Origin of the sequence: Rubritalea sp. (assembly GCF_051252225.1) — a bacterium.
GTDB lineage: Bacteria > Verrucomicrobiota > Verrucomicrobiia > Verrucomicrobiales > Akkermansiaceae > Rubritalea.
The window spans coordinates 13259-38768 of sequence record NZ_JBPOGE010000021.1 but is presented as its reverse complement, the minus strand read 5'-3'; the positions used below and the strand labels follow the sequence as shown (position 1 = coordinate 38768).

Below are 25510 nucleotides of genomic sequence, written 5' to 3'. Positions count from 1 at the left end.
TCTTCACTACACTCAAACTCTAAACTCACAAACAAAGCTTTCTGGCCGAGTCTTCGGTTGGTGTGCTTTACGTTAGCTTAAAAATGAAAGACACAGACTATCTACGACCTAGTTCCGAAGCTCATAAAAAAATAGGTGCACAATGTCACCACTGTAACAGCTACAACACGACTAAGAATAGTGTCCTGAAATCTAGACCAAGCTTTTTTTACTACTACTTTCTTGGTTGGCTCATTTTTGTAGTTAGACCAGTCTTTTTCAAAGATGAGTCCTATTGTAGAGATTGCTCCGCGGTCTCCCGTTATAGATCGCGGCATTTTCCTATCTGCCTTCCTATTTTTGTCATTTACGTGATTCTCGTCATAATTGGCCTCACTAGAAATTAACTTAGCTAACAAGACGCTGCACCCAATCCCTTCACCGTCGAGAGTCGATCCGTTATAAAAATTTCAATCCCAACCCAAAAACAAAGCACGCTGAGAGTTCAGTGATTGGTGTGCTTTACGTTAGTCTAAATTTCACGTACTCGATATGAAGATTCCTAATCCGCCCATAATGGTCTATTACAGCCCCTTTTGTACGTTTCTGTTATTTGTATGCGTAATCATGGGAATCATAGCTTTCTTTAAAGCCGTTAAGTCCCCATCTGAGTCATCACTCAAAAATTACGACCTTTGTTTCAAACTACCAATTTTAGCTATATTCGTTGTACTTCTACAACGGCTCGCGTTTGAGCTTTGGTCCATGGCTTATGTTGGTTTCGTGGTTTTTAAAGACGAGGGGATGTACAAGGATCGTGCCGTATTTTTGATCAATATCTCATATTTTGTGTTGCTAATTTTCCTACTGACGATCGGCAAGTTCATCATCCAAAAGCGCTCTAAATTGACCTGACTAACAAGACGCTGCACCCAACCTCGTACCGCGGTTGAGCGCGACTCACTTTTCACTACATCCAAACTTAAATCTTAATCCAAAGCTTTCTGGTCGAGTACTCGGTTGGTGTGCTTTACGTTCTCCTAAAAATAATATGTCCACCGTCCTCAGAGCTGTAGGCTCAAACTTTGATGTTGATTCATTCATTAAAGATACTTCTCTCAAAGTCATTAAATCATTTCGCAAAGGCGAAGCTCGCACTAAACGCATCAAGGCTCTGAACAAATTCTCAGGGCTAAATATTGATGTTAGCGATGCTGACTTCGATAACATCAAACAACAGATAGAAGACACTGTAGGCTTTCTGCAAACTCACCAAACAGAACTAGCTTCACTCCGTGATAGTCACGGGGCTGAATTTATATCTATTGATTTTGGAGCTGACATTTACCCACCTGGATGGTGTAATTTCTCATTTCCTCACGAACTCTTACTTCTCGCTGGAGAACTACGTATTGATCTAGATTTATCTGTATATCCAACAGATCCAGATGAAGTCGAAGGCCCAGAATTAACTTTGGAGAACAAGACGCTGCACCCAACCTCGTACCGCGGTTGAGCGCGACTTACCTTTCTCTACATTCTGTAGGCCGCCATCCTATTTTAGAAAGTTGGACAGAGGTTTTGGAAAAACTGGCCTTGCAGCTGCAGTACGCCCGCAATCATCCTGCAGCCTACCCGCCACCATTGAGGCTTACCGCGCTAACTAGAGGTGATCCAGATAACGTCCGGCTATTCGGGTTCCCAGATTGTTTTATGACAGCACCTTCCTGATTAACAATCAGCATCGATACGCTATCAACGACTAGCCCATCGATCTCTAATTGTATTAGTAAGGTCAATTTAACCTCATAATCGCGTGTTCCGTTTGAGAAAGCGTAATTCCAAAACCATCTCTGATATGGCGTGCTGTCGGAAAAATTATGGATCACCGGTTCAGCATGCGGCCCCGTTCCCGAGGCAACTATTCCTCCAGAAACCCCAAACGTTACTCTCAGATCCCAATCAACCCCCACCCCTAAAGAGTCTAAGCCATCAACCGTGATCTGAACACTTCCATTCATCACCGCGAAAAGTTTCATTTGACTGCCGTGTAGGTAAATATCTTCAGTGACTAAAGGAGCATCTAAACTAATAACACTATCATCCACGTCCTCTACTAAGTCCCCATCATCGCCACTGATCCCGATCAGATTGGTATTACCCGTCCCATTGTCAGTACTCGTAGATCCCCCGCTTGACCCTATCGTCGGTATCCCACCTGAGCCGTCAGTCTCCAGGCTATTGCCAGCACCTGAGATGAAGTAAATATTATCGCTCGATGTCCTCTGAAACATCGTCATGATACTGCGGTAGTCGTAGCGCTGAGGAACGCCTAGCTCATAGACTTCATGCCCGTCGCCACCGGATAGACTGCGACCCTGCACCATCGCTTTCATCGTCGAATGCTTAGTCCTAGCGTTGATTATATTAAATGCATGACCGCGATAATCTACCTGTCCTACCTCCTTATTAGTGAAATTTATCACTCCCTGATAAGCAGTGAAATTCTGCGTCGCTAGCATAGCATCTGCGAAGCCAGCCGGCGGTGTATAGTACTCATAATCAAAAGGCTTATAGAGTGCCGTTTCGGTCGCATACTCGGTATCTATCACCCACACAGTGAAACTTATTTCACCGCCGTAGAGCTGCGTGTAGTACCAGCCAGCAGTGTATCCGCTATGCAGCACACCCACTCCTGGCAAGTCATCGTGCCACGTCGGTGGGTTGATGAAAACATTAGGCGTATTACTGTCTTGTGTGTTGTGTAAATAGGAATATTTAACCCTCACATAAACCTGCTGCAGGCCGTGTTCAGCCTGCGCCCAGTCAGGCGGCGTATCACCTTTTAAAATGTACTTACCAGCCATACTTACGGTAGCTCCCTCGGCAGTAGTATAAGTAGCACCCGGCACGTTATATTGCTGCGGATTACTACCGCTAGTTGCCAATGCTGACGTCGTGGCATATGTCCAAAATCTCGCCCCAAAAGTAAGCTCAGAAGTCAACCCATTCGCCTTCGCCGCGTCGAACATTGAAAGCGCCAGCGCCCGCACCTCTAGATCATTTGTACTCTCAGTTTCCGCCGCATAAGACTCAGCCAGATCGTACGGGAGATAGCTATCCAGCTCAGGACCACTCACCACAATAACCTGCCGCGTACCAGTAGCGGCCACACCAGCCACCTGCTCCTGAAACACTGTGAGACCATTCACATTCCGCGTCACATAAGGCACCTTCACCTGCGTCACCTCCAGCTCCAGCATGGGGTTCACTTTATAACTATCCAGAGCTCTATCAGGATCATCACTATCGGCAGCATCCAGCTCTACAGCCTCCATATATTCCCGCCTCTTAATGTTAATTGTAGGCACATCACCACCGTGATTTATCCACATTGCAGCGTCTGGCAGAAGCCGCATCAGGTACACTAAAGCCTCAGCTCCGCTACTCTGTTTGAGGGTGATTTGCGGTACATCGAACATGCTAGATATCCCTCCCACATCCACCTCCACACCGAGCGTCTTCATCCGGTCAATCACAGCAATAATATGTGCTCTCAGATCCCCCTTACCGAACCCCAACATCATCCTTTCCATTAGGCTCCCACCGTCAGATCCAGTCGCCTCACCAGAGCACGCAGTCTTTGCTAACCACCACCACACATCACTAATAGTGAGCTGGATTAGATACCCCTCATCGCTGTCACCCTCCACCATATTAGTGACCCATCCTTGGAAGAATTTGATGCCATTTCGCCACAGAATCACCTTCTCCACATAGTTCATTTCCACCACGGACGCAGCATCCTTAAATGTCTGCATAAAGACTAGCTGACCCTCCCTCAGAGAGCCGTCATCCAGCTGCCAATCCTCATCAATATTCAGCTCTGCTAAAGTCTTCTGACCTGCCCAAGATTCCCCAGATAATGTCCACATAATGTACTTTGAAAATGGTTAAATATTACTACTGCAGCGGCGTCCTGTTTTTACCAAGTTGAGACACCACTTTTTCCAGATCTCTCAGCCGCTGGCTGTTTGTCCCAGAGGTCTGGACCAGAGCTCCCATAGTGCGCACCGTAGCCTCCATATTCACTCTGATTGCATCCTCCATTTGCTTAAAGTTTTCTGCCTGTTTCGCAGACCTTGCACCTTCGTCTTGCTTCATTTTTTGCAGCATCAGACCCAGCTGACTTTGTTCCTTATTATCCAGCCCGCCACCACTCTGCAGAGCCTCTGCAAGAAACTTTTTAATCTCCGCGATCTGCCGCAGAGCCGACTGCACAGACCCTTCATCCCGTCCGCTTTTTTCACCCTCATTTTGGATGCCAGTTGCTATCTGATCCAGCTCGCTATTGATGGTCGTAGCAGAGGCTGATTGCAGGCTCTTATTAGCTGTTATTCCTTGGCCTTTTTGCTTTGCTGACTGTAGCTGCTCTACCTTTGGTATCTTCTTTTCTAAATGGTCTAATCTTCCATCTATACCATTCGCATCAACCTCTGCCTTTAAGATTGATTTAGCCGCTTTTTCTAGCTCAGACTCTTGCTCTGATTGCTTGTTTTCTAGGGTTTTGAGTTGGTTTTTTTTATAGTTCTCTTGACCGATAAGATTAGCTAACTGACCCGCCACTTCACCTATAGCTATAAACTTTTTCTCTAGGTTAGAAAGCCGCACTGAAGAATCACCCCTAAGATTAGACACCTCTTGGCCACGTTTACTTAAATCAACTAGACTAGAAATCTGGTCATCTGCGCCGCCCTTTTCTAATGCTATCTCGAAGCTTTTTAGGAGCGTCTGGAATTCGTCTTTAGTCTTACCTGATCGCAACCTTGTTTCATCATCTTTTGCTAAAGCCTCATCACTGAAAATCTTCTTTATAATGTCTAAACCAGTGAACGCGCCCGCGCTCTCATCCAGCAGATCTGGATCATTGAAATCAGCCTCTGTAGACTTCCTGTCTCGCTTCACATCATCCAGCTCTTTCTCTGCTTTTCTGACATCCTCCTCAGTCACCCGCTCACTTCCTATCGTACTAATGATAGCCTTATTTCGCGTGATATCGTTCTTTATGAGTTCTCTCGTTTGTTCTAAAACTGCTTGCTCTGCTCGGTAAGTCTCCAAGACACTTTCACCCTGTAATATTGCCTTCTCTTTAAGCAGCGGAGCCTTAGCGCGTTCTTTCTCTAGCTCTCCACCGTCCCCTGCATCAATTCTCGCAATATCGTTGTCGATATCTTGCACGCTAATCTCTAATTCTAGCTTGCGTAATTCCTCCCGTTCAGTGGCGGCTAATCTCAACTTACTGATGAGACCATCTAGAGCTAATTCATCTTTTTCGAGGAGCCCTTGAAAGCGCTTATGGCTCTCTTCATCCTTAATAGCTGCTTGGAAATCTTTGAAGGACTCATCCACCAATTTATCCAAGCTTACCTCCAGCGCCTTCACCTTATCCCTCCCTTCATCGAGATGCTTGAATAAGAGAGAAGCGCCCACCGCTACAACGGAGATAATACCCGCTAGTCCAGCAGTTCCACCCAGCATCTGAATGAGTCCTGGTATGTTATTAAGAACCCCACCTATACCATACTGTAAATCCTCAAATGCCCGGGAAGCCTCCAGCGTTGCCAGCCCCATATTTCGCTGACTCTTCGCACCAGTTTTCATAGCGACCGCACGCTTCTGCTCGATCGTGGTGACGCGGCGTTGTGCAGCTGTAAATTGTTCAGTCCCTATCTCAGCACTATGCAGAGCCGTGCGCGCTTCAGCTAGCTCATCATTAAGCTGATCTAGACTCCTTACCGCTTTTGCACTCTCTCTAGCTTGGTCACCCTGAGCTTCCCCTAAATCATCAGTAGACTCAGCCGCTGCATATGCAGACTTAGCTACATCCTCGTTAGATTCCGTGTGCTGCTCATCCACCTCAATAGCAGCCTCCACCACCTCGATTTTAGCTTCCTGCAGATCCTTCAGACCCTCTGCTTGAGTGATCTGTTCCTCCACCTGTTTATGCAGATCTTCCTGCCCTTCGCCCAGCTTAGACTGAGCCTCACGCAGACCAGTAATCACCTGCTCAGAACCCTTTGCCGACTCTTTGAGTTTCACTAAACTCTCAGCGACATCCTTCGAGCCGGTGCCCACTCTTTTATCTTCTATCGTGACCTTTACTTTATTTTCTGACATCTGCTTTTCCTTCTAAAATTTCACCCCACTCAGCCGCTTCATCATCCCGGCCTTTATCCTTTTTCCTTTATCCTTCTCACTCAATCCCACCCACCTCACTCAGCCCTGAGCACGGTACCTCATGCGACCATCGCACACTATTTCTCACCATCTGTGGCGCTGCACCCTCGATAGCCGCTGCCGAGTACTGGAAAGTCGCACCATTACGCACCTCCACCTGCAGCACACCATCACGCAGAGCCTGGAGGATCACTGACTGTCTAAACATCTCATCTCTCGCATCCTCAGCAGTGTCGTATTCCTTCACCGCGCTGAAGCGGAAGTAGAAGCTCACACCACCACGTCCCCAGATCTTCAGATTATCAGCACGGAAATGCTTATGCTTCACCACCGCGTGAGACTGCGGTAGCTGTATTTCAGCCAGCATCCGCTCATCATAGTCTAAGAGCACCAGACCCTCACCATCCGGATCCCACGTTACACGGTACTCACTTGTTATATAAATATCAGACATCTAATTATCCTATTAAACCCACTGACCTACTGCCTAACCACCACTTCCAACTCCATCCCTTGAACGATAGAGTTAATGTTGTTAGAGTTGATGTATGGATACATCTCTGGAGCGTCAAAACCCTCCATTGTAGTCACATGGATGATCTCACCATTGAGCCAGAGTGACAGATACCATGTGTATGCACTATCCTGTGGGTTTTTTAACCGCTGCACAGAAACAGTAAAATCACTCGGTATACGCCAACGACCTTCGCTAGAGGCAATCCAAGGAAAGCTCTCTATCGCCGACCGAACGTCCACAGCTAAGTCGTTCTTAAAGCTTAAACCTTCTGACGCATGAGGGTTTGTGTGTCTAGGCAACCAGATCGCATCTCTAGTCGCTCCGGACGTGGCGTTAATGAATCCCATTGCCCATAAGTGCGACGCTCCATCAATAGCTGATCCGTGTAAACCTCTAATAGTTATATGAGCCTCATCAATTTTTGAGAAGTCCATGTTAGCGGCCTGCCAGTGAAGTCCACACGTCGCTGTTCCGGCAACTAACTCTGCGCCTCCACCGTCTATCAGATCATAGGCGGTGATCGTGTTGGAATTTGTGACCTGTGTTATTCCGCTGCCGATAGCCCCCTCAAATGACTCAGATAATGCCAATCTACGTTTGCCGTACGCTCTCGATTTCCGGCCACCTCCAGCGTACCACGCGCTAAACGCCTCATACCCTGCTGCGGTTTCCCACACAGGCTCTAGATCGTAACTCACGTCACTCAAATCAATCTCTAACAAACCTATGTTATTGACATCTGCTGCGGAGCGACCCGTGTAAAAAACGTAAACTTTGTTATTCTCCAAGTCCTCCAAAAATGCACGCGAAAAGGGTGCTCCATCCTCGGTAAACGTACCGATTTCTGGTGATTTAATTATGTACGGAATCCCATCTAGTACACGTTTATTAACTAATCCCAACCCTATACCAGAGTTGCCTGTAGACAACCCGCCGCCATTACGGTCTTTAGTAGATAGGACAACCCAATCACGCCCTTGGAAATTGATAGTTACCCCTGTATTCTCCATTTTTTGGTCACTCACCCCATCAACACACGCCCCGAAACCGTAGTCGTCATATGTAGGATCATGGCCGAAATTCACCCCGTCTCTCGATTTATATAGCGTATAGATGCCTGGACCGCTGTCATGCATCAGCGCACGCATCTCAATTGTATTACCACGCACAACCGCAGCACCGTATCCGTTATGTTGGTACGTCGGAGTAACGTCATCATGCGAGTTAATCACAATAGGAGTACTGTAAACCCAATTAAGACCATCATCACTATTCGCTAGCCACATAGTTTGTAACATAGTGGAGCTCATAGCAGAGCTGTGTAGGTAGGCGTAAAATTTACCCTTGAACCAAACGACTGACGGAAACTCGCCCTTGTCCGTTGATCCCGTAAATCCAGTCACCTGCATCGCCCCGCTGTTTATAGAGGCAGGCAAACTAAATCCAGCACCGGTAAACGCAGATTGCACACCTGTATCTACCCACGGCAACCACCCACCCGTCAGTGAATCACTAACATAGAGCCTCAAGCCGCTATAAGAGTGGTCGTGGTCACAACTACCATAAGCCGCGTATTTATACGGCCATAATGGGATAAGTTTTTGCATGTCCAGCACCGAGCTAATTACGATACCAGGATCTACTGCCAGATCGTTTGCTAGCACCTGTCCTAAGTCTGTAACTTTGGGAGGGTATGCGTGTAATTTTTTGCTATTCCCCACCGCAGGTGCACTCCACTCCACCTCCGTCAAAACTGGATCATCCTCCGTCTGCTGCAAGTAGCTCTGATAAGCACTTTTTCCCACTTGTCCCGTCAAGACCGTTAAATTAATCTGTACCGCTTCTGCACTCATATTTTTCTAATAACTGTTAAGACTCCGTGGCACAGCGTCATGCCGCCACCAAAGTAGTCGCTGTAAAATTTCGCAGACCACGCCCACGCGCCATCTACAGGTAAAAAATCGGCTATACGTCCCACCTCCACGCTCCACAGATCCGCATCAGTCACGTAAATCAAGTGATCAGGATTCGTGCTCGCATCAGTATCTAGAGAGTAAATCTTGTTGCGCCTCTTAAACTTTATACTCACCCTAGTCAGCGGATCTGGCGGAGTCACCGCCTCAGTCTCACCAGCTGGAACTATCGTCACAGGTGCGAAACCTCCGAGCCCCAAATAGGGATCTCCTTGTCGGTGACAGTCTAGGTCTAGTTGTACGCTATAGCTCATTAAAATTATCCTATTAGGTAGAGAAACCGCTTCGCCGGTATCTTGATCGTGATTCTCTAAAAGGTGCGAAGCCCTTGATCCTACTAGTTTCAGCGTGCCGCCTTAAGACCGATCACCTAAAACCTCACCCATTAGGCTACTATATTATCCGGCGTCACCGTCGCGATAGCTGAGTAAAGATCCACAAAGCTGTATCCAGGCTTCGTCGGGTCCTTCGACCACTTAGGATCTTCATCTATCATCAGGCGGCCATAGACCGTCTGCACCACGCGCTGCTGCCCTTCCATCTGCAGTTCAGTCTTGAGCCAGCCCTCTATCCATCGGCGGGTCTGCTCGTTAGGCGTCTGCGCTGTAGCGTCTACGATCTCATCCTTTAGCCCCAGCGCCATGCGCCAGAAAATCTCTGAGGCATCGCGGGACTTGAACTTTTGGATATCAGACACCACGCGCTCGTCAGGGATCTTGCGCCAGTGACCATTCTTATAGACCCAGTCAAAGTCGCTTTCCTTTTCCGTTTCGTGAGATGACTCACTCACTTCACCCAGTGACAGCCAATTTTCAGCCGGATCATCGTCAGGAAATGCCGCTTCGCTCACCTCCACTAAATCTATCGTTTCCCCTGCAGGCGCAAAGGTGATGATAGAACCAACTATAATTTTCTCTAATTTAGACATAAATTTGTATTTCTATTTGTTAGATATTTACCGCCTAGACGATGCCCAGCACCTTCACCATTCCAGCATCAGCTAGAGCGTCCGCTTTGACTTTTGGCAGTCTAGCTTTCGCACCTGGTCCACACTTCATGGCACCTATCTGCACTAATTCCCCGCTAGGCTGCTTCAGCACTTCACAGAGCCAGAGCACTTCCTTATTTTCCGCAGGAGTAGCGGCCTGCTCCGCACTTGCCTTCGTAGAGGCTGTCTTTATTTCTGCCGTCTTCGCGGCCGCTTTATTTTCACTCATAATGATTTTCTATCGTCTTAAATTGTTTCATCTAACCTGGTTCATCCTCCCGTCCTTCTCACTAGCGGCAAACCCGCCTAATACTGCGCCACCGTCTTGAAGACCATTGCGTGGATCCTCGTCGACACGTTTTGTTGATTCTTCTCGATCAGAATCCGCCCATTCTTATAGACCACCTCATCGTAAATGCGGGCTTGCTGCATGAGCTTCTCCTGGTGCAGCCCACGCATGATCGCATCTCTCAGCGCGTAACCCTTCGGTTGGCCATCGCGCACATGCTTCGGAGAATAGACACTCACACCGAAATCGAAGCTCACACGCGGCCCCTTCATGTCAGTGTCGCTATTCTTGTTCGGCAGCTCACCTATAATCACCGCGTAGCCCTTACTCTTCGCTAGATGGTCTTGCATCGCTTTCTCGAAATCCTGCTCCACCTCAGCCACCACACCTATACCATCCAGCTCGGGTAATGTCTTCAGGTAGGCTTCCACCGCCAGTATTGTTTCCACTATTGTCATGATAGTACTCCTTCTAAATAAACTTCCACTTCCTCATTCAGCGCCGCCGTTAGATCTGCTACTGGTGGCAGCGCATGCGGGTCGGCCGTGATCGTCACTTGCTGCGTCAGGAAATAGACCAGCGTCACACTCTCACCATCGCCATACGCCAGATAGCGAGCTCCAGCTGGACGAAATAGCTTCCTCCCTGTCTCCTGCTCGTACTCTGCCACGCTCTTGCCATACGCTTCTTCCACATTGGGAATCGTCAGACTCCCTGCCTCAACCGGACGAATCACATCCCCACGTTGACGCAGCGCAAAGGCTCCATTAGCCACCGTCACCGTCGCACCGCTATCGCTCACATCGGTCAGAGCCACATCATTGGCCACATCCGCCCACCAGCCCAGCTTGCGCCAGCCACGCTTGTTAGGTTCCTCATTTCGAGCCAGAAAATACTCACGCAGTTCATCCTCTAGGCGATCACCCAGACGCTCATTCAGATCACGTCTATTCTCCACCGCACCCTCGACCGTGAAGAGCAGCTCCTCAGCACCATTATCCTGGTAACCGATGTGAATCACGCCGAGCCTCCTTTCTTGACTAAGACTAGAGATCCAGTCATTATTCTCCTTGAGAGGAATTCGTATAAGACGTTAGCTGAAGGTGAAATATACATGACGCGTCCTCTCATCTATTTGCCCACATGGTGTTAAGTAAGACTGCTTTTTGATTCGCATGCTGATTCCACAGCACACTCACCAACTCTCCTAAATGTTCGAAAACCATCTCGAAACTACGTGGCTTATCACCGGGGATGACCCGCACCGGATTCCTCCAGCTCACTAGCAGGTACATGAAATCATCATAGTTGATCGGACGTTGACCCGGCAGCTGCTCACGCCCCGCTCCGTGGCGATTAAGAATGTGGAAGACATCATCTTCACCCATCACAAACTTGAAATCATCTATCTCCATGATTGGTCGGACGCGCTCCGCCAGAGCCTTATCCACTTTACCGAAACTCACAGCCTTCAGCTTCTTCTCAAAGTTCTCACCATTCACGCGCTTCTCAGCCCGCTCATACAGCGCGACCAGCTTATCACCACGCCACTCTACCCGGTCATCATACACGTCCACCATATCACCCAGCCTGTCCTTGATTGGCTGCTTAGACCGCTCATAACCTTTCAGATTGATACTCAGACCTGCATTAAAATTGTCTAACTCTGGCGCTTCGATCACCTCGCCTCGCTGCACTATCCCATGCTCTTCAGCTTCACGGCGGCGCACATTGCGCACACCCATCCCGCTGTTGAAATCAAACGGCGGATACGGCTGCTCGAAGCGTGAAATCCTCTCCCATATCACATCCGTTTTCAGCGCCATCATCCTTCCTCCTGGATAAAGCTCCCCACCAGCCTCCACCCACCGGCTCTGCCAGTCTCTCGGTACACGCCGTCTACCTATACGGATCAGTTCTTGCGCCGGAGCGGCATTGAGAAGATTCTTATTCATCCCGCGCTTCCACTTCGCATAGCCTCTTGCCATATCCATCTGCGTGTCCCAGATCAGCCCGAGCCTACGGAAGCTACCAATATCGCGCAGCGTACCACGGCGCTCACCACTCGGACGCGCACCCATTCGCTCAGCCAGCAGCTGCATTTCACGCAGGAACTGATCCTTGCGCTGAAAAGAGCCCTGCGAACCGTCTGCAAGCCGTCTGCGCTCCAGTTTCAGCCGTGTCATCAGCTGTCTCTGCATCGCCTCTAGCAGCTTCACCTCCTCCACAGTAGCCGAGAAAAATGAACGACCCAGTATCTCACGCGGCAGCATCTCCAGCTCAGCCGACCCCAGAGCCGTACCCATAGGAGTACGCGCTGATATATTATCAACGGCATCCTTAATCGGCTTTGGATCTGTTAAACTAACTGACATTCTAAATTCTGTATCTTTTCAATAGTCCAGGTTTCATCACACCGGACTTTTCACTTCTAATTTTTCACTTCTAACTTCTAAAGCCCCGCCATATTATCCCGCCCAGTGATGCGGGGCCGGCTAGTCACCACCTGCGCACCTGAGCTAGGTCTCTCATCCGCCGCTGTATTATCACGGGCATCAGCTGCAGCTTCTGGCCGGCGCTTCCCAACCGCTACCGACTCAAAAAACTTGTTAGCCTGGTCGTACTCCTTCTCCCTCGCCTTAGTGATCTCCACATAGGGTAGAGTCGCCAGCAGCTTGTAGCGCACTATCGCCAGCGCATGCGCATGGTAGGCTTCAGGGATCAGTGCATCATCCACACTCATCGTATTCAGTGAGTGACTGGTTATGTCGCCACGTACCTGCTGCACCACCTGCTCCAGAATCTCTAGCGCACGCTCAGGCACCGCTTCATCAGCAAACTCCGTAGAGTACGCATCCAGCTCCGTCGCATTAAGCGCACCCTTCAGATCATTGATTGTTAGTTCTTCCCAAGCCATTATTTTGTCTCCTTTATCCTTATCACTTGCGGCGTTTCGCTCGATGCTGCCCACCCCAGCGGGATGAGCAGAGGCCGAACAAAATGGCCTTATTGGTCAAAAATGGCAGCGGTGTTCGAGCACCTGTGCATGCCGCCATTTGAAAAATGTTGAGGACCTCCCTGCAGACGACGCGTCGGCATCACCACAAGGAATGCAAGCCCTACCCTGCGGACGACGCGTCGGCATCGCCGCAAGGAGTGCAAGCCCCACTAAGCCGTCAGCGTGATCTTCTTAATGTTCTTCGTATTCGTCGCCACCATCTTGGAATAGTGGAACACCGCCACCACAGTCATGCGCTCTGTTTCGTACTCGAGTACACCCCACTTGTTACCACTCACGCCATCAGCGCCTTGGTCAGCAGGAGTGTAGAAGCGCACAACAGATGTAGGATTGAGCTGGTCGATCTCCTCAGCGGAAACCACGCCTTGCTCACCACGGAAGTAAGAAATCACCTTATCGGTATATGTCACCGCCTTGCCATCCTTCTTACCCTTAGAGATAGGCAGATCATCTTTGGTCACTTCCTTCACACCGAGGAAATCAGCGATCTCGCTCATACCCATACGCGCATGATCAGACACCACAGCATTCGCCGCGTCCTTGGTGCGATACGCTGCACGGCGCTTAGACCACGCGGTGCGGGAGTAAATCACCGTGTCTTGCGGCTCACCAAGTGAATCCACATTGGTTTCCACGTCCACATCTGGATCCGCGTCTGCGTCCGTCCAGTCCTTGTCAGCGTTTGTGGCACTCGCGTTGAGCAGCTCGAGACCACGGCGGTACTCGATACGAGCTAAGCGGTTGCGCAGTTGCTTCACCGCACGGCGCTTTTCACGCTCCAGTGTAGTGTGAGCTCCCACCATGCTACGGTCGATTACCATCGCCAGACCCTTCTCCACTGTCTTGGTAGAGTTTTCAGTCTTCGGATCGGTTGTCACACGCTTGAAGAGCGCTTGCGGAGCACGCACATCGCTGTCATCCACCTCAGTCATTGCTGAGCCCGATACTGAGTACCAGTCGAATCTACGACCGACCTCTATCTCAGGGAAGAGTTCACTGAGTGCCTTTTCAGCATCGCTCTCAGGGAGACCGAACAGATACTGATCTAGCTGATCCACGCGGTGCGCGGACTGCATGTCAGAGTTGTTCACGGCATACATTTGGCCGTGTGTTAGTGATGCACCTGCTAGAGCAGGGATCGCTGCGAGTTGAATAATTCCTTTACTCATAATAATTGTTTCCTTTTCTTGATTCGTTAAACCTTTGATTTTTGTAGGGCGTGCTCGGTGAGCACGCCGTTATCATTTAGGCGAACAATGGTGCCGCATTGCCCACACACTCGACCTCATCATTGAGATCGTTACCTTCCATCGCTACCGCTACCACATCAGCAGAGAGCGCAGCGCCGTCACCAGCTACGATACCGATTCCATCAGCCGCAGGTGAGATCTGGTCTAGGCGATCAATGTCACCGGTAGTCTCTATCTTCACCGTGCCTGGAGTAGCACCGAATACATGCACAGCCACCGCTTCACCAGTGTCAGAGCTGCCCAGCGTCACGCCGATCACTATCCCAGTGCCGTCCGCATACTCCACTGTCCTATCATGTGGATCAGCTGGATCTGCAAACTGCACGAGTCGGTTGACTACCAGGTCTTCGCCCGCAATGTAACTGATCGGCCCTGTGTGGGAGCCGGAGGTGTCAGCCGTATTCGCTGACATGAGTACTGGCTTGTTGTAGCGCAGCGCATAAAACGCAGCCGCGAGCATAAGCATGATTGAATGGATGAATTTCATCTTTGTCGTGTCTTTCTATTTTGTTTGTTAGATTTGGTTGCTTGGTAGGGCGGGCTCGCCGAGCACGCCGCCACCATATTTTTAGTCGTTGGCTTCAGCCGTACTGACAGCGTCGTAAGCTTGGTCGTAGTGCGCCTCCTTACCGAGATCGAGAGAGTGCTTCTTCGCATACTCCTGCATGCGTGAGTTCAGACTCGCCGTGCCTGCAGCGTCATTGCCCTTCACCACTTTGCCCTTGATTTGGTCAGCGGTATTCAGCGCAGCAGTGCCGCCCTTCATGCCATCGAGAATAGCTTTACCGGACTCCAGATTAGAGTTCAGCATACCTTGCCACTGCTCCTTCTGAGCTTCGGTGATCTTGCCATCTGTGAGCGCTTGATTCAGCAGCGCAGTCACTTCACCTTCCTTAAAGCCTTTCAGCTCATCAGTAAGACTCGTCACCTTGCTATTAGCAGCCGTGAGCTTGCTAGTTGCATCGCCTTTCTCCTTCTTCAGAGACGCGATTTCCTTCAGGATGCTGGAAATTTTTCCACCTACAGCATCGTCACTGGCATCCTCAGGGAGCCCCAACTTTTCACGTATCATTTTTGGATCCATGGTATCTTTTTGTTTTGGTTGATTGTTGTTTTCGGCCTGCTCTTTCGCGCCAGAATCCTCCAGCGCCTCAAGCCCTTGAAATTGGTTCATACCGATAAAATTCCCCTCGATATTTGGGTCATTGGTGAGCGCTATGCTCTGCAGGCTGATAGGTCTCTGAACGGATCTACCCTTCTCTTTTTTACCCGTGTCCAGAGTCCACCAGAATGGCGAGGTCCCGCTGTACGGAGCTGCATCGCCTTTAATCAGTGGCACACCCATTTCATTCATCACCGCACGCGCCCACAGTCCATCTTCACGCACTTCTAGTTCCTTCACTCGCCCTACAGCCTTCGGCGCACCATCTGGATTCTCGCGCATCTTCTGCGGGTGGTCCGCATGGCCTTCATAAATCGGCAGACCACGGAACAGGTGAGACACGCGGTTAAACACGCCCTTGAAATTATCCACCATTTCGACTGCTTCAGCTTTACCAAAGCGCTGCGTGATCGGTAGCGATCTTCCTGTTTTGATATCGAGCCCAGTATTCGGAAAGTCTCCGTATTTACTCACGATGAACCACAGCTCACCCTTGTCGTTAGGTTCTTGATTCAGCGCAGCCATCAGGCCGCTTGGTGTTAAAAGCTCTTTGCTCATAATTCGTCATTAGTTAAAGATTCGCGCACGCCCTGCACCGCAGCCGTACCCATCGCAGCTTCCAGCGCCTCCACTAGCAGCGCCGTATTGCTTGGCTCAAAATACTCCGGCAGCGTCAGCACCAGCTCATCCGCCGCATCGAGAAATCCTTCGTAGTCCAGATCCTCATCTGCAGCCGCCTTTTCGAGATCCTGCAGAACCTCTGCGACCGGTCTTAAAGTCTCAGGAGTCACCCCCACTAGATCCGCCAGCGCATTTTCTAAAAGCGCCTCCCGATCACTCGCACTATTCAGCACCGCAGTTTCATCAGTCTCGGCTGCATCAGTCTCGGATTCATCGTCCCGGCCTTTCTCCTTTTTCCTTTCCCCATTTTCCTTCACCCCCAGACACTCTTCATCTTCACCGGCCTCAGGAATCTGGAAGCGCTCATTCACATGGCTGATTGGAATCTGAACACCACGATCCGCCAGCTCGCCGAACACTCTAAGCGCCAGCTTCTGGTCATCACGTTGCGCTGTACGCACCTCGAAATCTACTAACACTGGAGCGTCCTCGCCAAAGTGCCACGCTATCACGCGCTTCGTAATGTGCCGGTTGACCGTTTCGCTCAGCCACACTGCATTATCTTCATCCAGCGCCGCCGTCTCATCATCCTGTACACTGGCACCCACGCCAGCGCCCTTGCTCATCGTAGACAGATCAGCTCCGCGCCAAAGAATGGCTAACAGCCTGTGCATCATCTCGATCAACGGCGGGTAAGGCGCTTGTCCATTCGCTGTCAGATCTAAAACCTCAACAGAGTCCTGACCACTGACCACCGCAGAAAACTCACTAGACATGCTATAAATAGCACTCACCATCGACTGCCATTCCTTAGAATCCGGCTGACCGTTAGACTTGCCTAGAAATCCTGGCATACCGTGCCGGGAACAATATGTCACCCAGTCCAGCAAAGGCAGATTAGCGAACATATAGCACGCCATCCCAGCCAGACTAGCTCCGCGCCCCTTGCTCACCATCCACGCGCTATCACCGCCCAGTTCATCGAACGACACGCCATCCGCGCTCAGTCCACTGTCACCAATAAAGCGCATCCGCCCCTGTGTGTTCTCAAAGAACCACAACGGCACAAAACTCGTCTTCAGGCTCAGCCCCGCCGCACTCGGCTCCCAGATAAGATGGTGTACAGAATAGCGCTGACCGAAAGCCTTCATCATCTGCTTCAGCAGCAGCCTCACACCACCGCACTCGTCCTCATCCTCAGCATCATGCACATGGAGATTATCGAAAAAGCTCTGCAGCACGCTTTGCTGTTGCTCGGCCAGATCATTCAGCTCCTTCTCCACATTCTTCTTTTTGATCAGATCAAAGCCATGCCGAGTCACCGAAACCTTAGACTTCTCAGCCACGCTCGATGTCATCGCATCATGCTCCTCCACCCAGTCCATTGTCCTAGCCAGCGGAGCTATCCGCCCACGGCTAAATAGACTCAACTGCTGCTGCAGCAACTTTGGCGTCAAAAATAAAGTAGGATTCCCCCGTCTAGCATCCACTCGCTTAGGAATAAGCGGCTGCCCAAATCTATCCACTATCACACCACTCATGAGTATCTACCTCCCTTCGTGATCTCTGGATTACCTACGCCGAACATATTGCCAGCACCCATCATTCCACCCATTGACCGTTGATCTATCATCCCATGTGATCCGTGTTGTCTGCCCATAGGTACAGACTGATGATGAAATGGCGCTGAAGAGCCTGCCAACTTAGCTGCCCGAATACATAGAGCCAGAGCTGTACACCTATCAGAGTGACCTAGACGCGTCCTTGGTGACCAGTAGTTATAACTATCACCGTTATAGGTTTGCTGCATCTGGTGCAGATCCTCACGAATCTCTGTACCTATAGGTATTTTGATTCCGGCCTCTTCAAATTTCTGCCTTGTCTTAGAGAAGATCTCACGCTTCAGCGCCACAGTGAATGTACATAACTCGACCTTACCATACTGCTGCTTTTGAGCATCCCACTCGCCATGATCCTCTACCAGGTAATCACCAAGACCGAGTCCAGGACCCGTATAATCGAAGCAACATAAGCTCGCCTGAGAAATCCTATCACGCAGGATTTGTTGCTGATCTGGTGAGGACATCTTCTCTAACACAAGCACTTCCCGAGTGATCAGCGTCCCTCCTATCAACTGACACGTCCACGCCACAGATGGATCATTTTGCCGTCCGAAATCTACCCCCATGAATACTGGATGCGTGCTGCCTGCATCTGCAATATTCCAAGATTCAGTCGCTTCAATGCTTTCACAAGCGCCTATCAACTCATAAGGCAATAACACACTCGCTGTGTCCAGGAACTCACACATGAATTCCTGTAGCCAGCCTTCAGTATCATCGAACATCTCGCGAAGCTCATCGATATCGACCGGTAACCCCATCAAGACAGCATGCAGGATCGTCACCTTATGCTTGCTCCATGCCACTTTACTCTTAGCGGATTGCTTCTTATTCCAAAGCTTATGCATCGCACTACCTTGGCCATTAGGAGTACTCATGATGCGCACACACTTCTGGCCACCACGTAGCGGGTTGGTAATAGATGGCAAAATGGCACGCCATGTAAGATCTGGTTGCTCGAAGAAATCAAACTCAGTTAAAATCAAGTTAGATGAACGCCCACGCACTGTATTCGGCTTACCAGGCACTGCTCTATTCTTAGAACCGTTAGACCAGGTGATCTCAGCGCTCTTCAATAAGGTCTGGTCTGTAGAACCTTCACGTCGCTCCACATAGTCTTCAGCCACTAAACCGAAAGCTTCAGACCACACCTTTCCTTGATCCAGAGAATCTAATGCCTGACGCTCAGATGGCGCAGCTGTCATCCATTCAGTCTTCCGACTTTCACAGTCCGCTGCTGCCTCACCTTGGGTAGTAAAATCTTTACCGCTCTGACGGCTCTGCATACCGATCTTAAAGCGACTCTTGTCATGGAAATAGCGGAATTGATATTCTAAGAGTAACGAACGCGGATCAGCTTCAGGATATGGATTTTTCCACCCACTATAGTTATCACCCAGCTTGTGATCCTTCGTCAGCTTCTCTAACTCATCATTGCCGAGCTGCCAAAGCACATTGTCATCTGCAGACTTCTTCGCGTCATCCACTTGCACGCGCAACTGCTCAATAGCTTCTTTTTGTCTGAGTGTTTTATTCGCCATGATATTTACATCCCAAAGAGCGCCCGCATGTTCGCAGACTTCTCTTCTTCGCTTAAATTTTGGTCGCCCATAATCCCTTCCGCCTCGTCCGCCTTCCGCGCCTTCTCCTCCAACAGCTTCACCCTGCGCTCCTCCAGCTGCAGCTTGCGATTGGCTGCTATAGCCTTCATCAGCGACACGAACCCCTTCACGTTTCCGTCCTCCACAGTTTCGGACATGAAGATCATCTGCCCCAGTCGCTCTAACTCCTCCACAGAAGCATCTGGATTCTGTGCGAGCAATTCGTGCTTCGCCTGCTCCGCACGGAGCCGAGCATCCCGCGTCCGCTTCCATTGCTTGAGCCATTTGTAAAAGCCCGAAACAGTAGACGTAGACGAAACGGTGAAACCAAACCGCAAAGGCACTTCGAGAATGATCTCCTCGTAAGTCATCTTCGTATCGCCTTCCTCGGTCGGATTGCGCCACTTCCACAGCTCTAATAAATCCTCCTCTGGTAGATTCTGCAGCTTTGCATCCGCTCTGATTTCTCGCTCGCTCATTCACTTTATCCTTTTTCCTTTATCCTTCATCCGCCCTAGCGGATGTTCTCCTTCGCTATCCCCTCTTCCGTGATGAACCAGAGATCAGCATCCACATCCTCGTTAAACTCAGTGCGGATATACGCACGATCATGGTTCCACTCTATCCACTCACGCAGCTGCGACCTGTTAGCCTCAGCCGGTGCAGCCAGCTCATTGATATTTTCCAGCAGAGACTTCTCCGTGTAGCCATAGCCCGGCGCCATATTCACCACCTCGCGCACATGCTCACGCCCCTTCACATCTGATATTCTTGGTTTACCCACGGTTCTCTAACTTGTTGATTTGTTTCTCCTGCTCCTCCTGGCGCGTCTTGCACTCAGTCAGCTGCTTATCCACACGGTTCACATCCCTATGGATGCTCTTCCGCGCCTGGTAACTCTTCTCCGCAAAATCCTCCACTTTGCTAACAGCTCCCCCTATCAGAGCCTTGATCTCTGCCATGTCGCCACGCACCTCTGTCTTAAATTCATTAAACTGGCTCTGCCTCACATAGCTCCCCAGCTCTTCCTTCGTCGCCAGCTCCGCATGTGATGGCTTCTTGCTAAGCAGATGCTTCGCTCCCACCGCTATGCCGATCAGAAAACCCAGAACACCCAGCCAGTCAGTCAATGCCTCAGGATGAGGCGTAGCACCCCCCAACACCCCCAAAAATGGGAAATCAAACACATAGGGCCCGACCACAGCCGAAAACACCCCGAATCCATCCTGCATTCTTTCTGCAAAACCGTTTGAGATAGATTCACCACCAATGAAGCCAGAAATTCCCGCAAACGCGATATTCGCCAAATATGAAGCATTTTGCATAATCACTCCCCCGCCTCCTTCTCAGTCGTTTCATCGTGCAAGCACTCCTCACTTCGCACTCCACACTTCCCACTCTCCGCAAATGCCGAGTCAAACCCCTCAGCCCGCTCCAGAGCCTCATCATCACTCACAGCCGCGCCTTCCTCCAGTGCTCGGAGCCCCAGCTCCACCACCGCGCATTCATGAACTAGCCCAGCGACCCCTTTATTATGATCCGCCGCATGGCCTTGGATATATCTGCCCAGCTCAGCCAGAGCACCATCACTCCGATCCTTCACCCACGCACTCAAATCTATGCTCAAACAAGCGAACAAAAACAAACCTTCACCAGAATAGCTAAACTCCTCCAAGCTACCCTTAATAGTTCCATCAACCCGAGACTCCACACTCCCCACTTCTAACTTATCACTCACCCGCTTCTTCCTCCCACGTTAAAACTTCCTCAGTCAGCTTTCGCATAGCCTTCGCCTCTGCCTCTAGATTACCAGCCACAGCGACCAGTCCCTTAATCACAAGCTTGCGCCGTTCTGAACATCGCTTCTCCCTTCCGCTAGGTAGGGTCGGCAGTCCCTTGGCGATCAGCGGAACACGCTTAGCAATGCCTAACATCGCTAAAATACCATCCAGCAGAGCATCAGCGTAAGCCGCTAACACATGCGACTGAGAAAACAGTTCCTCCTTCTCCGCCACATCGATAAATTCAAGCTCAGCAAGAGCCGCTGCCATTTTAGTTTTACGCAGGACATAATAAGACTCCTGCTTAACACCTCGATCATTTGACTCGGTGAACTCATCCAGCAAAGAGTCCTGGAGACACCCAGCAAACTCAGCACCTTTCACTGAGCCCAGCATGTGGAAAGTCTCGATACCTGTCGCGCCAGTTGTCGACGCATTACAATGGACTGATAAAAATAGCGTAGCCTTAGCACTATTCGCTAAATCACAGCGCTCAGCTAATGACAGAAACTCGTCAACCTCACGTGTCAGCTTCACTGGTACTCCGTAGCTCCGCAAATTCTCTGCAAGGATCAAGCAGACCGAAAGCACCACATCGCTCTCTCGTAATCCTAGCTTCCCAACAGCACCAGGATCTTTCCCTCCGTGCCCTGGATCTAAAACAATTAGTATTTCATCAAGTTTCATTATTCCTATCTGTTAAAATCGCGGGGCTTCCACACTGGTTTCGAAATCGCGTCACAGCTCCACCCCATTAAAAAATCATTCGTGAGATTCGTGTAATTCGTGGTCAAAAGGCTTCATCCATCTAGGTTTCATCATCCCAGCCTTTATCCTTTTTCCTTTCCCCATTCTACTTCACCGCCTCCACCGTGATGCGGCACCCATCCACATCACACTCCAAGCCGGCGGTCACTCCATCCACACCAGGGATCGCCGAGCTCACATCCACCCTCGACCCCTCCGGCAGCTCAAACTCAGGCAGTGAAGCGCATGACGGCAGGAAACCCCCGAAACCTACCGCCATGCACAGCCCGATGATTACCATCGGAGATTTACCACTACTATCACCTACAAAAGTCTCTATCTTCCCACTCGTCACAAACCGCACCAGAGTATTGATCGCCGCAAACACAGTTACCACCTCCACCGGATTCTCAGCCAGCCATTCCTGCACCACAGGAAACAACAAACTTACAACGGAAATCAACTGCACCCAGAGGGTCTTACTTTGCCAAAACTTTTTAGTGTTCATGATATAGATTGGTTCGATCGAATTTGGTTTCATCATTCCGGCCATAAAACGTAATCACCTAACACGTAAAACAGCAGCGGATCTCTGATGTGCAGCTACCTAACCACACATAGCTCGCCGCCCCCTCCACACCTGTCACACCAGTCACACACACATCACAAGCTTCCTCGTTTCCCCCTCAAATCAGAGACAAACATAGTCCCCATGGACTTTAAAATTCACATCAACGACTGCCTAACAGCCCTCAAAGACATCCCATCCGAATCTATCGACGCCCTCATCACCGACCCTCCCTACTGCTCCGGCGGCTTCACTGAAGCAGGCAAAATGGCAGCTAAATCACAAGGCGTCACCAGCTCATCAGACACCCTCAAGCGCCTCGGCTGGTTCCAGAACGACAACATGACCACCGCTGGCCTCATCTGGATGCTGCGCGAAATGATGATCCAGGCCGAGCGTATCCTCAAACCGAACACCTCAGCCCTCGTCTTCTGCGACTGGCGCATGGTCCCCATGCTCGCACCAGCGCTAGAATCCAGCGGCCTCATGTACCGAAACATGGTCATTTGGGACAAACTCAACGGCGGCCTTGGAAACGGCTTCCGCCCACGCCACGAAGTCATCCTTCACTTCATCAAAGGCAAAGCCACCTTCTACGACAAAAAGAAATGCAACGTCCTCCCCCACAAGCGCGTCACACCAAAGAACAAGCAACACCCCACCGAAAAGCCCATCGCCCTCCTAGAAGACCTCATCACCATGGTCACTGACAAAGGCCACACCGTAGTCGACCCCTTCACAGGCTCCGGCTCCACCGGCCAAGCCTGCAAAAACCTAGACCGCAAATTCATCGGCATCGAGAAGAGCGAGTTCTTCGCCCAAAACGCCAAACACCGCCTCACCTAAAAAAGCTCCCATTGCTGGGAGCTAAAAATATTTTCCTTTAAATAGCCACTATGGAAGCCTTTTTACTCGCCCCTATGTTATCATGAAAGCGTTCAACGTGCGAACTGAGAGTTTCTATTAGTGAATGCGCTATCGCATCAATAAACCCATTATCACAAACATTGTTTGGATTTATTTTAAAACTCTCTTTGGAGTCTCTATTAGTTGCTTCAAACTGAGCATTCTTCAGAACAAATGTCCAATCTGAGACAAGCGTCATCATCAAAGATTCATTCATTCCTTTACAAATAAACTTCACACGAAATCCGTCACGTCCTACAGAATCCATAGAAACAGCATCATTAGCTGTGTAATTCTCATTGTCTTTTATATCGGCACCCAGAGGTTGGAGACACAATGAGTTTGCTGGAAAATCATATTTGTCGCTCAAATATTTGCCTAAAACATTAGCCACCATTTTGATACGCTGATTGGTTTCACATATATGATTTCCTGCAGATGCTATTTTCTTTATGAGGGAATTATAATCCATGCCTTAGAGCATTACTAATCTAGTTACTCACCGCAATATGATTTTCAGGAAACCGCTCAAAATAAGATCATGACGGCCTAATTTCGCCAGCTTTATTGAGGAGCCGACATCAAACCTCGATGGAGATCAATCACGTCATCAGCTATCAGTTGGCATTGATTTATAAATTCGTGTTATTCGTGAAATTCGTGGTCTCTCCCATCTCTCCTAATTCACAAAATGCACCCTATAATACTCCTCGTCCCAGCCATAAATAGGACACTCCCCGATATCGATCTTGCACACCTCGAACGTCCTATTCTCCGACGTGTAACCGCGCTGAAAACGCACATGCGTAATCTCCTCTCTACGCTCCCAGATTAGCCTACGCCACTGATCACACATCCTCCGGTACTCCACATCCTTCATCCCCCTAGCCGTCCGATCATACCAGTAATAAGTCAGCACCAGGTGCAGCACCTTCTTCTCCTTCTTCATAACTTGCTCCATCATTCTAAGTAGTTCCATCTCGCCGTTTCATCGTCCCAGCCTTCACACTTTTTCCTTCACACTTATCACTCCCAATTTGTTTCATCGTCCCAGCCTTCTAACTTCTTACTTCTAAGATCTAACCTCTAACTTCTCCGCTCTTCTTCAGAAGAGCGAACAATTCTCCATCCGTTCTGTAGCCACCATGCAATCTTCCTGCATCCGCTGTCTGTGCTTCAGCACGCTCTCAATATCCACCACCAGCTTGCAATTACTCGCACGCCCATCCCCTCGCATCACACCTGGCATCTTCTTCCACGCAGTGATGTACCCACGCTTGATCAGCCGATAAATATCCTGCCGCGTCACACACTCCAGACCACCTAACACTCGCCGGGCCTCATCCACACTTCCCTCTAACAGAGGCTTCTTCGCCACCACCTGCGCCCGACCATTCCCAGTCGGCACAACCTCTGTCTCCCAAAGCATCAATTGGCGGCTCACGGAACACACCATACCAAACTACCAGAAAACTCTTCGGCAGTTTTATTCAATAAACTGTAATTTACTAATCCCCTGACCTTTAATCCCCCCATTTAAGGGAGATGACGAAACATGGAGATAGAAGTACATTTGACATCGAATCTCACAAAAAAACCTCCATGAAATACATTTTTTTAGCCCTATTCATTGCAGTGCTGTCTAACGAAAACCTCCCGGCACAATATTACAATCATCCTCAGTCACCTTCCATTCAATCCGTTGGCATACCTAGGAATCAGATGCAGTGGTATGCTTCGTCTCAAAAAAGCACCCAATGGTGTTGGGCTACATCTATTCAGATGATATTGAACTATTATGGTGTTGCTATCACTCAGGAACAAATAGTTCACCGAACTTATGGAGTAAATCCTAACGGGCAACTCCCAAACTGGGGAGGAAGCTTCGAAAACATGACCGCAAACCTTAATAATTGGAATGTCGATAACATGGGTAGACGATATACTGTTAGAGCGTCATTTGGCCATGGAATACCTAACCATAATTTTATTTTGAATGAATTATCTCAGGAGCGGCCTATATTAATAGCTTACCGACACCAGAATGGAGGTCATGCTGTCGTACTTACAGGAGCTACATTCATTCAAACACCTCAAGGTAATCAGATTCAAACTCTCATAGTACGAGACCCTTGGCCAAGCATGGTTAATAGAATGAATAGTGGCCGCGTAGTGCATAATGCAGCAAGATTCATTCAAAGCGTCCAACATTATTGGTTTGTGAGAGTGTCTCCTTAATAGGTAGCAACT

At 49.6% G+C, this 25510-nt stretch carries 28 protein-coding genes; 3 read left to right on the top strand and 25 right to left on the bottom strand.

What is annotated here, in order from left to right:
• Nucleotides 1–1030 precede the first annotated feature (1030 nt).
• Nucleotides 1031–1495: a hypothetical protein gene (locus ACSHX2_RS14165; protein WP_435693609.1), complete on the top strand. Its 465-nt coding sequence runs from the start codon at nt 1031–1033 to the stop codon at nt 1493–1495.
• Between the two features lie 115 nt (nt 1496–1610).
• Here ACSHX2_RS14165 and ACSHX2_RS14160 read toward each other — a convergent pair whose 3' ends face one another.
• The 22 genes from ACSHX2_RS14160 to ACSHX2_RS14055 form a co-directional block, all read right to left on the bottom strand.
• Nucleotides 1611–3914 carry a hypothetical protein gene (locus tag ACSHX2_RS14160; protein ID WP_435693608.1) on the bottom strand — a complete coding sequence of 768 codons (2304 nt, stop codon included), beginning with the start codon at nt 3912–3914 and terminating at the stop codon, nt 1611–1613.
• 28 nt (nt 3915–3942) lie between these two features.
• Nucleotides 3943–6156 (bottom strand): hypothetical protein, encoded by a 2214-nt coding sequence (locus ACSHX2_RS14155; protein ID WP_435693607.1) that lies wholly within the window; start codon nt 6154–6156, stop codon nt 3943–3945.
• Between the two features lie 76 nt (nt 6157–6232).
• Nucleotides 6233–6670, bottom strand: coding sequence for a hypothetical protein (locus ACSHX2_RS14150; RefSeq protein ID WP_435693606.1), 438 nt, complete (start codon nt 6668–6670; stop codon nt 6233–6235).
• A gap of 26 nt (nt 6671–6696) precedes the next feature.
• Nucleotides 6697–8586 (bottom strand): hypothetical protein, encoded by a 1890-nt coding sequence (locus tag ACSHX2_RS14145; protein WP_435693605.1) that lies wholly within the window; start codon nt 8584–8586, stop codon nt 6697–6699.
• A complete protein-coding gene (locus ACSHX2_RS14140; protein WP_435693604.1) occupies nt 8583–8960 on the bottom strand; it encodes a hypothetical protein in 378 nt (125 codons plus the stop codon). The genes ACSHX2_RS14145 and ACSHX2_RS14140 overlap by 4 nt, the downstream gene beginning before the upstream one ends.
• Before the next feature lie 131 nt (nt 8961–9091).
• Nucleotides 9092–9634: a hypothetical protein gene (locus tag ACSHX2_RS14135; RefSeq protein ID WP_435693603.1), complete on the bottom strand. Its 543-nt coding sequence runs from the start codon at nt 9632–9634 to the stop codon at nt 9092–9094.
• Between the two features lie 34 nt (nt 9635–9668).
• Nucleotides 9669–9923 (bottom strand): hypothetical protein, encoded by a 255-nt coding sequence (locus ACSHX2_RS14130; RefSeq protein WP_435693602.1) that lies wholly within the window; start codon nt 9921–9923, stop codon nt 9669–9671.
• A gap of 77 nt (nt 9924–10000) precedes the next feature.
• Nucleotides 10001–10441: a hypothetical protein gene (locus tag ACSHX2_RS14125; RefSeq protein WP_435693601.1), complete on the bottom strand. Its 441-nt coding sequence runs from the start codon at nt 10439–10441 to the stop codon at nt 10001–10003.
• Nucleotides 10438–10941 (bottom strand): hypothetical protein, encoded by a 504-nt coding sequence (locus ACSHX2_RS14120; RefSeq protein ID WP_435693600.1) that lies wholly within the window; start codon nt 10939–10941, stop codon nt 10438–10440. Before ACSHX2_RS14120 ends, ACSHX2_RS14125 begins: the two co-directional genes overlap by 4 nt.
• Nucleotides 10942–11110: 169 nt before the next feature.
• On the bottom strand, nt 11111–12358 hold the full coding sequence (locus ACSHX2_RS14115; protein ID WP_435693599.1) for a hypothetical protein: 1248 nt from the start codon (nt 12356–12358) through the stop codon (nt 11111–11113).
• 77 nt (nt 12359–12435) lie between these two features.
• A complete protein-coding gene (locus ACSHX2_RS14110) occupies nt 12436–12900 on the bottom strand; it encodes a phage protein Gp36 family protein (protein WP_435693598.1) in 465 nt (154 codons plus the stop codon).
• A 251-nt stretch (nt 12901–13151) separates the two neighbouring features.
• On the bottom strand, nt 13152–14171 hold the full coding sequence (locus tag ACSHX2_RS14105) for a hypothetical protein (RefSeq protein WP_435693597.1): 1020 nt from the start codon (nt 14169–14171) through the stop codon (nt 13152–13154).
• 76 nt (nt 14172–14247) lie between these two features.
• Nucleotides 14248–14739 carry a hypothetical protein gene (locus ACSHX2_RS14100; protein ID WP_435693596.1) on the bottom strand — a complete coding sequence of 164 codons (492 nt, stop codon included), beginning with the start codon at nt 14737–14739 and terminating at the stop codon, nt 14248–14250.
• Nucleotides 14740–14820: 81 nt separating this feature from the next.
• Entirely contained in the window at nt 14821–15972 is a 1152-nt protein-coding gene (locus ACSHX2_RS14095) for a phage protease (protein ID WP_435693595.1), read from the bottom strand.
• Nucleotides 15969–17420 (bottom strand): phage portal protein family protein, encoded by a 1452-nt coding sequence (locus tag ACSHX2_RS14090; RefSeq protein ID WP_435693594.1) that lies wholly within the window; start codon nt 17418–17420, stop codon nt 15969–15971. The genes ACSHX2_RS14095 and ACSHX2_RS14090 overlap by 4 nt, the downstream gene beginning before the upstream one ends.
• A 152-nt stretch (nt 17421–17572) precedes the next feature.
• Nucleotides 17573–19198, bottom strand: a complete 1626-nt coding sequence (locus ACSHX2_RS14085; RefSeq protein WP_435693593.1) for a terminase large subunit domain-containing protein — start codon at nt 19196–19198, stop codon at nt 17573–17575.
• Nucleotides 19199–19203: 5 nt separating this feature from the next.
• A complete protein-coding gene (locus ACSHX2_RS14080) occupies nt 19204–19737 on the bottom strand; it encodes a hypothetical protein (protein ID WP_435693592.1) in 534 nt (177 codons plus the stop codon).
• 35 nt (nt 19738–19772) lie between these two features.
• Complete coding sequence (locus ACSHX2_RS14075) at nt 19773–20042, bottom strand: hypothetical protein (protein ID WP_435693591.1); 270 nt, start codon at nt 20040–20042, stop codon at nt 19773–19775.
• The gene (locus ACSHX2_RS14070; protein WP_435693590.1) at nt 20035–20583 is read right to left on the bottom strand and encodes a hypothetical protein; all 549 of its coding nucleotides are present in this window, start codon (nt 20581–20583) and stop codon (nt 20035–20037) included. Before ACSHX2_RS14070 ends, ACSHX2_RS14075 begins: the two co-directional genes overlap by 8 nt.
• 2 nt (nt 20584–20585) lie before the next feature.
• The gene (locus ACSHX2_RS14065; protein WP_435693589.1) at nt 20586–20996 is read right to left on the bottom strand and encodes a hypothetical protein; all 411 of its coding nucleotides are present in this window, start codon (nt 20994–20996) and stop codon (nt 20586–20588) included.
• Nucleotides 20989–21726, bottom strand: coding sequence for an N-acetylmuramoyl-L-alanine amidase family protein (locus tag ACSHX2_RS14060; RefSeq protein WP_435693588.1), 738 nt, complete (start codon nt 21724–21726; stop codon nt 20989–20991). The genes ACSHX2_RS14065 and ACSHX2_RS14060 overlap by 8 nt, the downstream gene beginning before the upstream one ends.
• Nucleotides 21727–21892: 166 nt before the next feature.
• Complete coding sequence (locus ACSHX2_RS14055) at nt 21893–22294, bottom strand: hypothetical protein (RefSeq protein ID WP_435693587.1); 402 nt, start codon at nt 22292–22294, stop codon at nt 21893–21895.
• A gap of 204 nt (nt 22295–22498) precedes the next feature.
• On the opposite strand from ACSHX2_RS14055, the gene ACSHX2_RS14050 reads away from it, so the two are divergent.
• Complete coding sequence (locus tag ACSHX2_RS14050) at nt 22499–23200, top strand: DNA-methyltransferase (protein ID WP_435693586.1); 702 nt, start codon at nt 22499–22501, stop codon at nt 23198–23200.
• A gap of 37 nt (nt 23201–23237) precedes the next feature.
• Here the strand turns inward: ACSHX2_RS14050 and ACSHX2_RS14045 are convergent, their stop codons facing one another.
• From ACSHX2_RS14045 to ACSHX2_RS14035, 3 genes are all read right to left on the bottom strand, one after another.
• Nucleotides 23238–23732 carry a hypothetical protein gene (locus tag ACSHX2_RS14045; RefSeq protein WP_435693585.1) on the bottom strand — a complete coding sequence of 165 codons (495 nt, stop codon included), beginning with the start codon at nt 23730–23732 and terminating at the stop codon, nt 23238–23240.
• A gap of 207 nt (nt 23733–23939) precedes the next feature.
• Nucleotides 23940–24209: a hypothetical protein gene (locus ACSHX2_RS14040; protein ID WP_435693584.1), complete on the bottom strand. Its 270-nt coding sequence runs from the start codon at nt 24207–24209 to the stop codon at nt 23940–23942.
• Between the two features lie 156 nt (nt 24210–24365).
• Nucleotides 24366–24689: a hypothetical protein gene (locus tag ACSHX2_RS14035; RefSeq protein WP_435693583.1), complete on the bottom strand. Its 324-nt coding sequence runs from the start codon at nt 24687–24689 to the stop codon at nt 24366–24368.
• 173 nt (nt 24690–24862) lie between these two features.
• Here ACSHX2_RS14035 and ACSHX2_RS14030 point away from each other — a divergent pair, with 173 nt between their 5' ends.
• Nucleotides 24863–25498, top strand: coding sequence for a papain-like cysteine protease family protein (locus ACSHX2_RS14030; RefSeq protein ID WP_435693582.1), 636 nt, complete (start codon nt 24863–24865; stop codon nt 25496–25498).
• Nucleotides 25499–25510: the final 12 nt, after the last annotated feature.

Coding starts and splice junctions, on each gene's coding strand:
- ACSHX2_RS14165 (WP_435693609.1), top strand. CDS start 1,031: ATGTCCACCGTCCTCAGAGCTGTAGGCTCAAACTTTGATGTTGATTCA.
- ACSHX2_RS14160 (WP_435693608.1), bottom strand. CDS start 3,914: ATGTGGACATTATCTGGGGAATCTTGGGCAGGTCAGAAGACTTTAGCA.
- ACSHX2_RS14155 (WP_435693607.1), bottom strand. CDS start 6,156: ATGTCAGAAAATAAAGTAAAGGTCACGATAGAAGATAAAAGAGTGGGC.
- ACSHX2_RS14150 (WP_435693606.1), bottom strand. CDS start 6,670: ATGTCTGATATTTATATAACAAGTGAGTACCGTGTAACGTGGGATCCG.
- ACSHX2_RS14145 (WP_435693605.1), bottom strand. CDS start 8,586: ATGAGTGCAGAAGCGGTACAGATTAATTTAACGGTCTTGACGGGACAA.
- ACSHX2_RS14140 (WP_435693604.1), bottom strand. CDS start 8,960: ATGAGCTATAGCGTACAACTAGACCTAGACTGTCACCGACAAGGAGAT.
- ACSHX2_RS14135 (WP_435693603.1), bottom strand. CDS start 9,634: ATGTCTAAATTAGAGAAAATTATAGTTGGTTCTATCATCACCTTTGCG.
- ACSHX2_RS14130 (WP_435693602.1), bottom strand. CDS start 9,923: ATGAGTGAAAATAAAGCGGCCGCGAAGACGGCAGAAATAAAGACAGCC.
- ACSHX2_RS14125 (WP_435693601.1), bottom strand. CDS start 10,441: ATGACAATAGTGGAAACAATACTGGCGGTGGAAGCCTACCTGAAGACA.
- ACSHX2_RS14115 (WP_435693599.1), bottom strand. CDS start 12,358: ATGTCAGTTAGTTTAACAGATCCAAAGCCGATTAAGGATGCCGTTGAT.
- ACSHX2_RS14110 (WP_435693598.1), bottom strand. CDS start 12,900: ATGGCTTGGGAAGAACTAACAATCAATGATCTGAAGGGTGCGCTTAAT.
- ACSHX2_RS14105 (WP_435693597.1), bottom strand. CDS start 14,171: ATGAGTAAAGGAATTATTCAACTCGCAGCGATCCCTGCTCTAGCAGGT.
- ACSHX2_RS14100 (WP_435693596.1), bottom strand. CDS start 14,739: ATGAAATTCATCCATTCAATCATGCTTATGCTCGCGGCTGCGTTTTAT.
- ACSHX2_RS14095 (WP_435693595.1), bottom strand. CDS start 15,972: ATGAGCAAAGAGCTTTTAACACCAAGCGGCCTGATGGCTGCGCTGAAT.
- ACSHX2_RS14090 (WP_435693594.1), bottom strand. CDS start 17,420: ATGGACTGGGTGGAGGAGCATGATGCGATGACATCGAGCGTGGCTGAG.
- ACSHX2_RS14085 (WP_435693593.1), bottom strand. CDS start 19,198: ATGGCGAATAAAACACTCAGACAAAAAGAAGCTATTGAGCAGTTGCGC.
- ACSHX2_RS14080 (WP_435693592.1), bottom strand. CDS start 19,737: ATGAGCGAGCGAGAAATCAGAGCGGATGCAAAGCTGCAGAATCTACCA.
- ACSHX2_RS14070 (WP_435693590.1), bottom strand. CDS start 20,583: ATGCAAAATGCTTCATATTTGGCGAATATCGCGTTTGCGGGAATTTCT.
- ACSHX2_RS14060 (WP_435693588.1), bottom strand. CDS start 21,726: ATGAAACTTGATGAAATACTAATTGTTTTAGATCCAGGGCACGGAGGG.
- ACSHX2_RS14055 (WP_435693587.1), bottom strand. CDS start 22,294: ATGAACACTAAAAAGTTTTGGCAAAGTAAGACCCTCTGGGTGCAGTTG.
- ACSHX2_RS14050 (WP_435693586.1), top strand. CDS start 22,499: ATGGACTTTAAAATTCACATCAACGACTGCCTAACAGCCCTCAAAGAC.
- ACSHX2_RS14045 (WP_435693585.1), bottom strand. CDS start 23,732: ATGGATTATAATTCCCTCATAAAGAAAATAGCATCTGCAGGAAATCAT.
- ACSHX2_RS14040 (WP_435693584.1), bottom strand. CDS start 24,209: ATGAAGAAGGAGAAGAAGGTGCTGCACCTGGTGCTGACTTATTACTGG.
- ACSHX2_RS14035 (WP_435693583.1), bottom strand. CDS start 24,689: ATGCTTTGGGAGACAGAGGTTGTGCCGACTGGGAATGGTCGGGCGCAG.
- ACSHX2_RS14030 (WP_435693582.1), top strand. CDS start 24,863: ATGAAATACATTTTTTTAGCCCTATTCATTGCAGTGCTGTCTAACGAA.